At 66.5% G+C, this 13,056-nt stretch carries 12 protein-coding genes; 3 read left to right on the top strand and 9 right to left on the bottom strand.

Features of this window, described 5'->3' with window-relative positions; translation table 11 throughout:
* Window positions 1-4: 4 nt before the first annotated feature.
* The 3 genes from ACX80V_RS00200 to thiL are packed head-to-tail and all read right to left on the bottom strand — an operon-like array spanning window position 5 to window position 4,350.
* Window positions 5-2,287 (bottom strand): ATP-dependent DNA helicase RecG, encoded by a 2,283-nt coding sequence (locus ACX80V_RS00200; protein WP_485841515.1) that lies wholly within the window; start codon window positions 2,285-2,287, stop codon window positions 5-7.
* Window positions 2,277-3,287, bottom strand: a complete 1,011-nt coding sequence (locus ACX80V_RS00205) for a DAK2 domain-containing protein (RefSeq protein WP_485841755.1) — start codon at window positions 3,285-3,287, stop codon at window positions 2,277-2,279. Before ACX80V_RS00205 ends, ACX80V_RS00200 begins: the two co-directional genes overlap by 11 nt.
* Window positions 3,288-3,309: 22 nt before the next feature.
* A complete protein-coding gene (thiL, locus tag ACX80V_RS00210; RefSeq protein ID WP_485841516.1) occupies window positions 3,310-4,350 on the bottom strand; it encodes a thiamine-phosphate kinase in 1,041 nt (346 codons plus the stop codon).
* 122 nt (window positions 4,351-4,472) lie between these two features.
* Between thiL and ACX80V_RS00215 the strand changes: the two genes are divergently transcribed.
* Entirely contained in the window at window positions 4,473-4,976 is a 504-nt protein-coding gene (locus ACX80V_RS00215) for a DUF3515 domain-containing protein (RefSeq protein ID WP_485841517.1), read from the top strand.
* A 132-nt stretch (window positions 4,977-5,108) separates the two neighbouring features.
* Here the strand turns inward: ACX80V_RS00215 and ACX80V_RS00220 are convergent, their stop codons facing one another.
* From ACX80V_RS00220 to leuC, 6 genes are all read right to left on the bottom strand, one after another.
* Window positions 5,109-6,257, bottom strand: coding sequence for a D-alanine--D-alanine ligase family protein (locus tag ACX80V_RS00220; RefSeq protein ID WP_248760124.1), 1,149 nt, complete (start codon window positions 6,255-6,257; stop codon window positions 5,109-5,111).
* A complete protein-coding gene (locus ACX80V_RS00225) occupies window positions 6,257-7,306 on the bottom strand; it encodes an NAD(P)H-dependent glycerol-3-phosphate dehydrogenase (protein ID WP_485841518.1) in 1,050 nt (349 codons plus the stop codon). The genes ACX80V_RS00220 and ACX80V_RS00225 overlap by 1 nt, the downstream gene beginning before the upstream one ends.
* Window positions 7,306-8,073, bottom strand: a complete 768-nt coding sequence (locus ACX80V_RS00230; RefSeq protein ID WP_485841519.1) for a lysophospholipid acyltransferase family protein — start codon at window positions 8,071-8,073, stop codon at window positions 7,306-7,308. The genes ACX80V_RS00225 and ACX80V_RS00230 overlap by 1 nt, the downstream gene beginning before the upstream one ends.
* Before the next feature lie 10 nt (window positions 8,074-8,083).
* Window positions 8,084-9,409, bottom strand: coding sequence for a UDP-N-acetylglucosamine 1-carboxyvinyltransferase (gene murA, locus ACX80V_RS00235; RefSeq protein ID WP_056349177.1), 1,326 nt, complete (start codon window positions 9,407-9,409; stop codon window positions 8,084-8,086).
* A gap of 158 nt (window positions 9,410-9,567) precedes the next feature.
* Window positions 9,568-10,170: a 3-isopropylmalate dehydratase small subunit gene (gene leuD / locus ACX80V_RS00240; protein ID WP_485841520.1), complete on the bottom strand. Its 603-nt coding sequence runs from the start codon at window positions 10,168-10,170 to the stop codon at window positions 9,568-9,570.
* A 9-nt stretch (window positions 10,171-10,179) separates the two neighbouring features.
* Window positions 10,180-11,634: a 3-isopropylmalate dehydratase large subunit gene (gene leuC / locus ACX80V_RS00245; protein WP_485841521.1), complete on the bottom strand. Its 1,455-nt coding sequence runs from the start codon at window positions 11,632-11,634 to the stop codon at window positions 10,180-10,182.
* 113 nt (window positions 11,635-11,747) lie between these two features.
* On the opposite strand from leuC, the gene ACX80V_RS00250 reads away from it, so the two are divergent.
* Both ACX80V_RS00250 and ACX80V_RS00255 read left to right on the top strand, forming a co-directional pair.
* On the top strand, window positions 11,748-12,467 hold the full coding sequence (locus ACX80V_RS00250) for an IclR family transcriptional regulator (protein WP_485841522.1): 720 nt from the start codon (window positions 11,748-11,750) through the stop codon (window positions 12,465-12,467).
* A gap of 46 nt (window positions 12,468-12,513) precedes the next feature.
* Complete coding sequence (locus ACX80V_RS00255) at window positions 12,514-13,053, top strand: DUF1697 domain-containing protein (protein WP_485841523.1); 540 nt, start codon at window positions 12,514-12,516, stop codon at window positions 13,051-13,053.
* The last annotated feature ends 3 nt before the right edge of the window (window positions 13,054-13,056 follow it).

The following is a 13,056-nucleotide window of genomic DNA, read 5'->3' on the forward strand; positions in this document are numbered from 1 at the left end:
CCTCCTATCCGCGCTCAAGGAACGCCTCCTTCTCGGGGTTCAAGTACTCGTCAATGGCCTCCGCCAACCGCGGATGCCGCGCCAGGGCTGGATCCGAGCCCACAATTTCCTGGGCGTCCTGGCGCGCCTGCGCAATGATGTCCTCGTGTTCCAGCACGCGCAGCAGTTTCAGGGTGGAGCGGCCGCCGGACTGCGACGCGCCCAGGATGTCGCCCTCGCGGCGCAGCTTCAAATCCTCCTGCGACAGCTCGAAGCCGTCGGTGGTTGCCGCCACGGCATCGAGCCGGCGCCGGCTCGGGTGCCCGCGTTCGAGGTTGGTGACCAGCAGGCACGTTCCGGGAAGCCCGCCACGGCCCACCCGGCCGCGCAGCTGGTGCAGCTGGGAAATGCCGAAGCGGTCGGCGTCGAGGATCACCATCAAGGTGGCGTTATGGACGTCGACGCCGACTTCGATAACGGTGGTGGAGACCAGGAGCTTGGTCCGGTTGGCGGTGAAGTCGGCCATCGCGGCGGACTTCACCGCGGTGTCCAAACGGCCGTGCATCGGCCCAAGGGGCACACCGGCCAGGGCCGGCTCCTGCTGGAGATGTTCGACGACGGCGGTCACCGACGCGAGCTCCCGCCCACCGCCATCGCTCGCCAGGTCAGCGGCGGAAGGTTCCGCTTCCCCCGGGCTGAAGTCGCCGTCGTCGTCCGTTCCGATCCTGGGGCACACCACGTACACCTGGTGCCCGGCGTCGATCTCCTCGCGGGAACGGGACCAGATGCGGTCTGCCCAGCCGGGGTTCTCGGCGAGGCCCACCACATGCGTGGAAATCGGCGCCCGGCCGGCCGGGAGCTCGTCCAGGACGGACGTTTCGAGGTCGCCGAAGACCGTCATGGCCACGGTGCGTGGAATGGGCGTGGCCGTCATGACCAGCAGGTGCGGCGGTTTGTTGGCCTTTGACCTGAGGACGTCCCGCTGCTCCACACCGAACCGGTGCTGTTCGTCCACGACGATCAGGCCAAGGTCGTAGAACGCGACGTTGTCGCTGAGCAGCGCGTGCGTGCCGATCACAATCCCGGCGGCGCCGGATGCGGCGTCCAGCATGGCCCGTTTCCGGGCGCCGGTGGGCATGGAGCCGGTGAGGAGGGTGACCTGCACCGCCCCTTCGGCCAGGCTGCCCAGCAGCCCGTCCGCGGACAGCATCGGGTCGCGGGACAGGGGGCCCAGGGTCCGCCGGATGGATTCGAAGTGCTGGGCGGCGAGGACCTCGGTGGGCGCCAGGAGGGCCGCCTGCCCGCCGGCATCCACTACCTGCAGCATGGCCCGCAGCGCGACGATGGTTTTGCCCGAGCCGACCTCACCCTGCAGCAGCCGGTTCATGGGGCTGTCCTGCGCCAGCTCCGTGGCCAGCGTTTTTCCGACGGCGGCCTGGCCGCCGGTGAGCGTGAAGGGCAGCTGCCTGTCGAACGCCGCCAGCAGCCCGTCGGAGGCCGGGCGCCGTGCCGTGGCTTCCTCGGCCGCAAGCTGGGCACGGCGCCGCGCCAAGGCCGCCTGCAGGACCAGGGCCTCCTGGTAGCGCAATCGCTCCTGGGCCTTCATCCAGTCAGCCTGCGATTCCGGCCTATGGATGAGCCGGTAGGCCTCGGCCACGGGAAGGAATGTCTCCCTACGGGCCACCGCCTCCGGCAGCGGATCCGGCAGGGCATCCAGATCCACCGTTTCCAGGAGCGTGGCGATGACTTTCTGAATCGACCAGCTGGTGAGCTTTGCGGTGGCCGGATAGACCGGGATGGGCATCGCGGCGAGCTTTTCGGGGTCCATGGCCGGCATGTCCGGGTCCTCGTCGAGGAGGTGGAAGTCCGGGTTGGTCAGGCCCAGGGACGCTCCGTAGCGCGTCACCTTGCCGGAGAACATCACCCGCCGGCCCGGCAGGAGCTGCGCCTGTGCCCGGTGTCCGCTAAAAAAGGTGATCTTGAGAGTTCCGTGCCCGCTGCCGGGGCCGACCGCGGAAAGGCGCGGACGGCCGTGGGAGGCGGCGTCGTCGGTGATCACCACGTCCGTGATGGAACCACGGCGCGTATGCATCTTGCGCGTGCTGTTGGAGAGCACGCGCGCAAAAAGCGTGACCTCTTCATCCAGCGGCAACTCGCTGATGGGCGTCAGTTCACCGCGGTTCAGGTAGCGGCGCGGGAAGTAGTTCAGGAGGCCGCCGACTGTGGCGATGCCCAGGTGCTTCTCAATGGCCGACGCTGACCGCTTTCCGATCAGGCGTTCCAGGCCCAGGTCCAGTTCAGCGCTCATGCCCACTGGAGTTCACCGGAGCTGGTTCGGGTTCGCGGGCCAGGGCGAGTTCGCTGACCGAAATGTCGCTGGGCTCGCCGAGGGAACGGATCAGGGCGACCGCGGGTGCGGCGTCGGGGACGTGGACGTGGACGCGCCACCGGTAGCTGCCCTCAGCATCGGCCATGCTGTCCACCTGGCTCATGATGACGGACTCGCCGACCTCGTCGAGCCGCTGGCGCAGTGTGGCCGCGCTGAGCGGCGAAAGGCTGATGGTGCACATGACCTCAACGCCGTCATCAGCCGGCATATCAGCGTGGATGTGGGGGTCCTGGACGTCGAAGCCGTGCAGCCCGTCGAGGAGTTCGCCCTGCAGCTCCTCGCCAAGAACGGCGGAGCGGAGGCAGTCGAGGATGAGCAGCATACCAACGCCCCCGGCATCGACCACATGCGCGGCTTCAAGGGCCGCCAACTGGCTCTCGGTGCTGACTACTGCTTTCAGCGCGCCGTTGACGGCAGCGTCGAGGGCTTTGCCCAGGGCTTGGTTGCTGTCGTCGCCGTTGTGTCCAGCGTCCACTGCCGCGGCGGCCCGGGCCGCGGCTTCCATCACCGAAAGCATGGTTCCGGGGACGGGGTCGCTCAGCGCGGACCAGGCCCGGATCTGGGCGCGGTTCAGCGCGGCGGCCAGGAGGGTTGAGGTCAGTCGGGTGTGACCGGCCAGGGGCTCGGCCGCGGCGCAGAGAAAGACTGAGAAGAGGGTTCCGGAATTGCCGCGGGCCTGCTCCATCGCTGCCCTTCCGGCACGCGCCAGCACCGCTCCGACATCCGCCTGGCCGGCGTTAGCCGGGACTGCCGCGCCTTGGCCCGCAGGGCCGGTGTGCAGGGCACGGGCGGCCGCCCGAACGGTCAGGTAAAGGTTGGTGCCGGTGTCACCGTCCGCCACGGGGAAGATGTTGATGGCATTGAGGCGGTCGCTGTGGTTGGCAATGGCGGTTTCAGCCTTGTCCAACCACCGCTTCATCGCTTGCGCGTTGGCGGCAACCTTAGTCTGCAAAGTGATCCCATCCCCCGGTGCCAACGGCGTGGCCCGCAATTGTGACGCCCGGAAGTGTGGCGCTTCCCAAGGCTTGTACTGAGCCTATCGCAGTGAATCCGGCAGGCAGCTGAACGCCGGCCGGGAATGTGGCCAGCAGCCCGTGGTCCTCTCCCCCGCCCAGCACCCAGGCCATGGGGTCAGCGCTGAGAAGGTCCGACGCCGGACGAAGGGCTTCCGCGAGAGGCTTCAACGCCGCGGGGTCAAGGTCAAGGACGACGCCGCTGGCGGCGGCGAGGCGGCCGCCGTCGCGCACCAGGCCGTCCGATATATCCAGCATGGCAGTGGCTCCGGCTGACCTGGCCAGCGGCCCCGCGGACAGTGGCGGCCGTGGCCTGCACTGCACTTCCACGAACACCCGCTCCGCGGGCGCCAGGGATTGCACAGCAGCCTCTGCTTCCAGGAGCGCAAGCCCGGCCGCGGCCCGGCCCACCGTACCGGCCAGGGCCACAACGTCGCCGGCACGGGCCCCCGACCGCAGGACCGCGTTGCCGCCAGCCAATGAGCCCAGCACGGCGACCGTCACGGAGATTTCCCTGCCGCGGCCCAAATCGCCCCCCGCCACCGAACAGTCTGTTGCCCCGAGTTCCCGGATTCCCGCAGTCAGGCCGTCGGCCAGGTCCGCCACCCAGCTGACAGGCGTGTCGGGCGGCAACGTCAAGCTCACCACCAGCGACGTGGCCACGCCGCCCATGGCGTTGATATCGCTGAGGTTCTGGGCCGCCGCCTTCCAGCCGACGTCGAAGCCCGTGGTGCGGTACCCGCTGGGCCATTGGAGCCGGAAGTCCTGGTCCTGCACCTGGGTATCGATGCTGATTATTGTCCTGCCATCCGGAGCGGCGATAATGGCGGCATCGTCGCCCGGGCCAAGCAGGGTTGCCGAACCGTGCGTTCCGGCCATTTCCAGCCGCGGAAAGATCCGGGCCAGCAGTTCGGCTTCGGACAGCGCGGCGACAGTCAGCGTTTCTTCAGTCAACGGAATTTCAGGCACGCCCCTACGCTACAGCGCGGCACCGACATTGCTGGTCCGCCCCTTGTTGTGGAGTTCCCCGCGACGGGCGTCCGGTCCTTCCTGCGTCCCGCTCCATACGGCGGCGACGCTAGGCTGGATGGATGCGCAATCCCCGTTTTCCCTTGCCTGTCCGCGTGTCCGGAATCCTGCTGACCGCGGCCCTCACTGCAGCCGCTTTGTCCGCCTGTGCCCCGACGGTGGATGTCACCGCCGCAGGCGACGCGGCGAACCCGGCCTGCGCTCCGATGATGGTGGCCCTTCCGGACGCCATCGGCGATGCTGCCCTGAGGAAAACCAACAGCCAGGCCACCGCCGCCTGGGGGGACCCGTCTCAGGTGATCCTGCGCTGCGGCGTCAACGTTCCAGGCCCGACGACGGACCGGTGCGTGAGTGTCAACGGCATCGACTGGGTTATCAAGGAGGGCGATCCGGTGTGGACGCTGACTACCTTCGGCCGCGAACCCGCCACGGAAATCCTGATGGATCCGGAGAAGATCAGCTCCGCAACCGTCCTGGCGGATCTTTCCGCCTCAGCCGGAAAGATCCCGGCCAGCCGGAACTGCGTGGGTCAGGAAGACCTGCAGAACCTGCCGTCCAGTAAATAGGTCTCGGTGGTGGGCCCACGCCGGCAGGGTTCCCTGGCCGAAGCGGAGCGAGGTTAGGGTCCCGGTGGTGGGCCCACGCCGGCAGGGTTCCCTGGCCGAAGCGGAGCGAGGTTAGGGTCCCGGTGGGGACGGTCAGCGCAGGCCGGTCTTCCGGTTCAAGGCCAGATGGATCAGCTCATCAATCAGGTCCGCGTAGTTCAGGCCTGATGCTGCCCACATCTGCGGGTACATGCTTTTGGGCGTAAACCCGGGCATGGTGTTGATCTCGTTGATGATCAGTTCGCCGTCGGGCGTGTAGAAGAAGTCCACTCGGCTCAGGCCTTCCGCACCCACAGCGTCGAAGGCAGCTGCGGCGAGTTCCCGGACCCGCACGATGGCTTCCTCGGGAATGTCGGCGGGGCAGCTCAGCGCGGCGGCGTCGTCCTCAACATACTTCGCGTTGAAGTCGTAGAATTCGTGCGTTCCGGCGGCGACGGAAATTTCGCCCGGCATGGACGTCCGGGGGGAATCGGTCCCGCGTCCTTCCAAGACCGCGCACTCAATCTCACGCCCTACGATGCCAGCCTCGATGACCAGTTTGAGGTCGTGGCGCCGGGCTTCCTCGACGGCGGCGTCGAGTCCCTCGAGCGAGTCCACTTTGGAGATCCCCATGGACGAACCCGCCCGCGCCGGCTTGACGAACACGGGAAAGCCGAGCTGGTCCACCTGCTTGCGGACGGCCTCCGCGTCCTTGACCCACTGACGGTCCGTGACGGCGATGTAGGGCCCCACGTGCAGCCCGGCGGCCTCGAACACAACTTTCATGTAGTGCTTGTCCATGCCCACAGCCGACGCAAGCACGCCGGCGCCGACGTAGCGCGTGTCGGACAGTTCCAGGAGCCCCTGGATGGTGCCGTCCTCGCCAAAGGGACCGTGGAGAAGGGGAAACACAACGTCCACCGTCCCGAGTTCCTGCGGTACCTGGTTCGGTGAGGCGACGATCAGCTGGTGCTCGCCGCCGATCTCGGCCAGTGTCACCGTTTCCGACGACGGCGGGACCTCCGGCAGCGACGACGCGGACAGCGACCACTGGGCGGTATCCCCCGCAGCCAGCACCCACTGCCCCGACTTGGCGATGCCGATGGGGATGACATCGTACTTGTCTTTGTTGATGGCGCCCAGGACGCCGGCGGCGGTCACGCAGCTCACGGCATGTTCACTGGACCGGCCACCAAAAAGGACCGCGACGCGGGGTTTGGCCCGGGGGGCGGAGTCCGCTGCGGTCAGGTTATCGTCGGACATCAGTAATCGCCTTCGGGTTTCAGGTCCCGGGCCAGCAGCAGCGGCCCCAGTTGGTCAACGGACAGTTTGCCGGCCAGGACGGCTACGACGGCGGCAGTGATGGGCATTTCGACGCCCAGTTTCCCCGCAAGTTCATGCACAGCCTGGCCGGATTTGATGCCTTCGGCTGTTTGTGTCATCTGCTGCGCCAACTGCTCAAGGGTAAGTCCCTGGCCCAGCATCCGGCCGGCCGTATGGTTTCGCGACAGAGGTGAGGAACACGTCGCCACCAGATCCCCCAGGCCCGCCAGCCCGGCCATGGTCCGTGCCTCGCCACCAAGGGCAAGGGCGAGCCTGGATGTTTCGGCCAAGCCCCGGGTGATCACGGAGGCCTTGGTGTTGTCCCCCATCTGTTTACCTTCACAGATGCCCACGGCCAGCGCTATGACGTTCTTGACGATGCCGCCAATTTCCACGCCGACGACATCCGCCGTGGTGTACGGACGGAAGTACGGTGCGGTGCAGCTCCTCGCGATCCAGCCCGCGGCCGCCGCATCGGAACAGGCCACCACAGAAGCAGTCGGTTCCTCCCGGGCGATCTCCATGGCCAGGTTGGGACCGGAAACCACGGCAATGCGGTCCTTGGGAATCCCCAGTTCGTCGCTGATCACCTCACTCATCCGGGAGTCCGTGCCGAGCTCCAGGCCCTTCATCAGGGACACCACCATGGCGTCAGCGGCGATTAGCGGCTTCCATTCACGGAGCTGGAGTCGCAGTGACTGTGCAGGAACGGCCAGGACCACCAGGTCCGCGCCCGCCAGCACCTCGCTGACGTCTGTGGACGCTGTGATGCTGGGCGGCAGCTCTGTGTCCTTCAGGTACTGGACGTTTCGGTGCGTGCTGTTGATCTGCTCCACCACTTCGCTGCGCCGGCCCCAGATCCGGATGCTCCGCTGTTCCCCCGCTGCCCGAGCCGCATCGGCGAGGATCTTGGCGAACGTGGTACCCCAGGAACCGGCGCCCAGGACGGCGACAGACCGGGCGGAACCCTGACGGCTTCCGTCAGCCATCAGGTGGCATCCGCGGCGTCGTCAGGATTTTCCCGCACAACGAAGCGACCGTGCGTGGCTTGATTGTGCTTGGAAGGGTCCCAGCGTTCAGCGGGCGGCTCCTCCCCGCGGATGTCGGCCAGCAAACCGGTCACGGCATCCATGATCTTCTCGGTAGCCGCGGTCAGCGTTGCTTTGTCCAGTGGCCGGCCCATGAACTGGCTGAGGTCAACGGGCTTGCCCACCATCACCCTGGACGTCCTGCGCGGGAAAAGGTGGAACCGCTTCGCATAACGCGGGAACACCTCATGGGCGCCCCAGTGCGCGATCGGTACCACGGGAATGCCGCCTTCCAAGGCAAGGCGGGCAGCGCCGGTGTGGCCCTTCATCGGCCACAGCCCAGGATCGCGGGTGAGTGTGCCTTCGGGGTAGATGATGATGGCCCCGCCGTCCGCCACAATCTCCTTGGCGAGCTGCAGCGAGCGGTTCGCTCCCGCCGTCGAGCGTTCCACCGGGATCTGCCGGGTGGCCCGCAGGACCGCGCCCAGGACGGGAACCTTGAACAGCCCGGCCTTCGCCAGGAAGTGCGGGGCGCGGTTCTGGTTGTAGAGAATGTGCCCCACGATCAGCGGATCGATTTCCGTGCAATGGTTAGGCGCGGCAATAAACCCGCCGGCGGGGAGGTTCTCGAGGCCTTCCCACTTCTTGTTCATCATTGCGTTCAGCACCGTGCGCACTATGGCCGCGACCACAACGAATGTGGCCTGGCTCTTGGCCGTTTCCTTCACGTACCCACCGCTACTTTGTCGAGGTGATGTCGAAGTCGGCGCCGAGGCCGGACAGCTTTTCGGTGAAACGTTCGTAGCCGCGGTTGATGATGTCGATCCCGGTCACGCGCGACGTGCCCGAAGCGGCCAGCGCCGCGATCAGGTGGCTGAAGCCGCCACGCAGGTCCGGTACGTCGATGTCGGCGCCCTTGAGCTGGGTGGGACCGGAGATGACGGCGGAGTGGAGGAAGTTGCGCTGGCCGAAGCGGCACGGCACGCTGCCCAGGCACTCGCGGTGCACCTGGATGCTGGCTCCCATCCGGATGAGCGCATCGGTGAAGCCGAACCTGTTTTCGTAGACGGTCTCATGGACGATCGAGACGCCTTCGGCCTGGGTCAGTGCCACCACCAGCGGCTGCTGCCAGTCGGTCATAAAGCCGGGGTGCACATCCGTTTCCAGGACCAGCGGGTTGAGCTTGCCGCCCCGGTGGTAGAAGCGGATGCCGTCCTCGCCGATGTCCATGCCGCCGCCTACTTTCCGGTAGGTGTTCAGGAACGTCATCATGTCCCGCTGCGAGGCGCCCTCGACGAAGATGTCACCGCGGGTCACCAGTGCTGCCGAAGCCCACGACGCCGATTCGTTGCGGTCCGAGAGTGCGCGGTGGTTGTAGCCGCCCAGGTCCCGGACGCCTTCAATGCGGATGGTCCGGTCGGTCTGGACGCTGATGATGGCGCCCATCTTCTGCAGCACTGCGATGAGGTCGATGATCTCCGGTTCCGTGGCGGCGCCGGAAAGCTCCGTGATCCCTTCGGCGCGGGTGGCGCTGAGCAGCACCTGCTCCGTGGCACCCACCGAGGGGTAGGGCAGATTGATCTTGGCGCCATGCAGGCCCTTGGGCGCAGAGATGTGAATGCCGCCCGGGCGCTTTTCCACCACGGCGCCGAACTGGCGGAGCACGTTCAGGTGGTAGTCGATGGGCCGGTCACCGATCTTGCAGCCGCCAAGGTCCGGAATGAAGGCCTCACCGATCGCATGGATCAGGGGTCCGCAGAGCAGGATGGGGATCCGCGAATCACCGGCGTGGGCATCGATCGCCGTGCTCGGGGCGGTTTTGGCCGCCTTCGGATCCAGGGTGAGGTCACCGCTGACGGGATCCTTGACCACCGTCACTCCGTGCAGCTGCAGGAGCGAGGTGACAACCTCGACGTCCTTGATCTCCGGAACGTTCCGCAACACCGACGGCTCGTTGCCCAATAATGCTGCCACCATGGCCTTGGGAACAAGGTTTTTGGCCCCCCGGACGCTGACGCGGCCTGTAAGCGGGACTCCGCCGCGGATTGTCAGAACACTACTCATATACCGGTTTCCTTACGATTACTCGCCCCAAAATCCTTACAAAGGCTCCAGCTAAGCATAGGAGGTTGCGTTACCGAACCGAAATACGGGCGCCGAAAGCCTCCGGCGCGGCGCCGTACAGGCGGCTCCGTCCGGGGCGGGAAATTCCGCGCTCCCGCTCAGGAAAGGCGGGCCGGAAGCGTTGTGGGCCTAAAGGCCGGACGGGTGGCCTCGAAGGCAGTGATGTCCTCTTCGTGCTGGAGTGTCAGGCCAATGTCGTCCAGGCCCTCCAGGAGGCGCCAGCGCGTGTAATCGTCGATTTCAAAGGGTGCCACGATGGTGCCGCAGATGACAGTCTTAGAGACGAGATCAACGGTGACTTCGGTGCCGGGAGCGTTCTCGAGCTCTTTCCAGATCAGCTCGATGTCGTCCTGGGCGAGCTCAGCGGCCAGCAGACCCTGCTTGCCGGAGTTGCCGCGGAAAATATCGGCAAAGCGGGACGAGAGGACCGTCTTGAAGCCGTAGTCCTTCAGGGCCCAGACGGCGTGTTCACGGGACGAACCGGTGCCGAAATCCGGGCCCGCCACCAGGACGGAGCCGGCGTTGAACGGCGCCTGGTTCAGGATGAAGGCCGGGTCCTTGCGCCAGGCGGAGAACAGTGCGTCCTCGAAGCCGGTGCGGGTGATCCGCTTGAGGTAGACCGCGGGGATGATCTGGTCCGTGTCAACGTTGCTCTGGCGCAGCGGCACGCCGATGCCGGTGTGAGTGGTGAACTTTTCCATGGCGGCCTCCTAGGCTGCGTCGGTGCGGATGGCGGCGGATTTGGGAGCCGGATCGAGGTCCGACGGCGAACTCAGGGTGCCACGGATGGCCGTGGCCGCTGCCACCACCGGCGATACCAGGTGAGTGCGGCCTCCCTTGCCCTGCCGGCCTTCGAAGTTTCGGTTGGACGTCGAGGCGCAACGCTCGCCCACCTCCAGCTGGTCCGGGTTCATGCCCAGGCACATCGAGCAGCCGGCGAAGCGCCACTCGGCGCCGAAGTCCTTGAAGACCTTGTCCAGGCCTTCGGCCTCTGCTTCCAGCCGCACGCGGGCCGAACCGGGCACCACCAGCATCCGGATGTTGGGGTCCTTCTGGCGCCCGCGGATGATGTCCGCAGCGGCCCGGAGGTCCTCCATGCGCGAGTTGGTGCAGGAGCCCAGGAAGACCGTGTCCACCCGGATGTCTTTCATGGGCGTACCGGCGGTCAGTCCCATGTACTGCAGGGCGCGTTCGGCGGCAGCCTTGGCGTTTTCGTCGCCGAAGTCCTCCGGGGACGGCACCCTGGCGGAAAGCGAAACACCCTGGCCCGGGTTCGTGCCCCAGGTGACGAACGGCTCCAGCGTGTCGGCGTCCAGGGCCACCTCGACGTCGAACGTGGCGTCGTCGTCGGTCCTCAGCGTGTTCCAGTACTCGACGGCGGCATCCCATTCGGCGCCCTTTGGCGCGTGCGGGCGGCCATTCATGTAGTCGTAGGTGATCTGGTCCGGGGCCACCAGGCCGGCGCGGGCACCGGCTTCGATGGACATGTTACAGATGGTCATGCGGGCTTCCATGGACAGCGCGCGGATGGCGGAACCGCGGTATTCCAGGACGTAGCCCTGGCCTCCGCCAGTGCCGATCTTGGCAATCACGGCCAGGATGATGTCCTTGGCGGTAACGCCCGGGCGCAGCGTGCCTTCGACATTGATGGCCATGGTTTTGAACGGCTTCAGGGACAGCGTCTGGGTGGCCATGACGTGCTCCACTTCGGACGTGCCGATGCCCATGGCCAGGGCACCGAACGCGCCATGGGTGGACGTGTGGGAGTCACCGCAGACAACGGTCATGCCAGGCTGCGTGAGGCCAAGCTGCGGGCCAACCACGTGCACAATGCCCTGTTCCGCGTCGCCGAGCGAGTGCAGGCGGACGCCGAACTCCGCGCAGTTGTTGCGCAGCGTCTGGATCTGCGTGCGGCTGGTGAGATCGGCAATGGGCTTGTCGATGTCCAGCGTGGGAGTGTTGTGGTCCTCCGTGGCGATGGTGAGGTCCGGGCGGCGCAGCTTGCGGCCCGCCAGGCGCAGGCCCTCGAAGGCCTGCGGAGAAGTCACCTCATGGACAAGGTGAAGGTCAATGAAGAGGAGGTCGGGCTGGGCATTGGCTCCTTCGCCCTCGCCTTTGCGCACCACATGTGCGTCCCAGACTTTCTCGGCCAGTGTCTTTGCCACGGCCATCTCCCTTCACTGCTGTTTGGCTGTTTGGTTCCACTGAACCAGCACGGCTGCATTTTGTGCCAGCCCAAAGATTTGCATCTCAGATAATGAGACGGCAATATCATTACATGGACAATTCTAGTGGAGTCGGCGTCATTGATAAAGCGGCCCATGTGCTTGATGCATTGGAGGCCGGACCCACCACGCTGGCACAGCTGGTGGCCGCCACGGGCCTGGCCCGGCCCACCGTGCACAGGCTCGCCCTGGCCCTGATCCATCACCGGCTGGTAAGCCGCGACATCCAGGGCCGGTTCGTCCTCGGCAGCCGCCTGGTGGAGCTGGCCTCCGCCGCCGGCGAGGACCGTCTCATCGCTTCTGCCGGGCCGGTCCTGATGCAGCTGCGCGACGCCACCGGCGAAAGCTCCCAGATCTTCCGCCGCCAGGGCGAATGGCGTATTTGTGTCGCCTCCGCGGAACGCCCCATCGGCCTGCGCGACACCATCCCCGTCGGCACCAAGCTTTCCATGAAGGCCGGCTCCGCCGCCCAGGTGCTGCTCGCCTGGGAAGACCACGACCGGCTTCTCGAGGGCCTGCAGGCCGCCCGTTTCACGCCCACCGTGCTGGCAGGCGTACGACGGCGGGGCTGGGGACAGAGCCTCGGCGAACGCGAGCCCGGGGTCGCCTCAGTCTCGGCACCGGTCCGGGGACCGTCCGGACGCGTGATCGCCGCGGTCTCGATCTCCGGCCCCATCGAGCGGCTCACGCGCCAGCCGGGCCGCCTCCACGCCGAGGTGGTTTGCACCGCCGCGCGGATCCTCACCGAGGCCCTGCGCAAGGGCAACGACTGAAGGCTCGCCTCCGTCCAGTCCTGGCTGCCCCGGCTAGGCTGTCGGCATGAAAAGCTACGCAGTCTTCCTCCGCGGGATAAATGTCGGCGGGATCAACATCAAGATGGCGGACCTCAAGACTGCGCTTGCATTGCAGGGGTTCGCGGACGTCAAGACACTGCTGGCCAGCGGCAATGTGGTGCTTGCCAGCGACGAGGATCCTGCCGCGGTCAAGCAGACGTTTGAAACGTGCCTGCGTGACGCCTTCGGCTACGACGCCTGGGTGGTTGTCCTCACGGCACGGCGGGTCTCCGAACTCGTGGCGGCCTGCCCGTATCCGGCAGACGACAAGGCAACGCACACCTACATCACGCTGGCATCGGACACCGCCATGCTCGATGAGCTTGAAGCCGCCGGCGCAGCCTTTGAAGGTACCCAGCAGAAACGGCTCGGCCCGGAGGCATTGGCCTGGCTGGCTCCAGCCGGCGGGACGTTGGACAGCCCGTTCAGCAAGATTTCGTCCAAGGCCAGGTTCAAGGCAACCACTACCACCCGGAACCTGCGGACGCTGATCAAGGTCAGGGACGCCGCAACCGCACTGGCGTAACTA

The sequence above is a fragment of the Pseudarthrobacter arbutini genome (genome assembly GCF_054510915.1).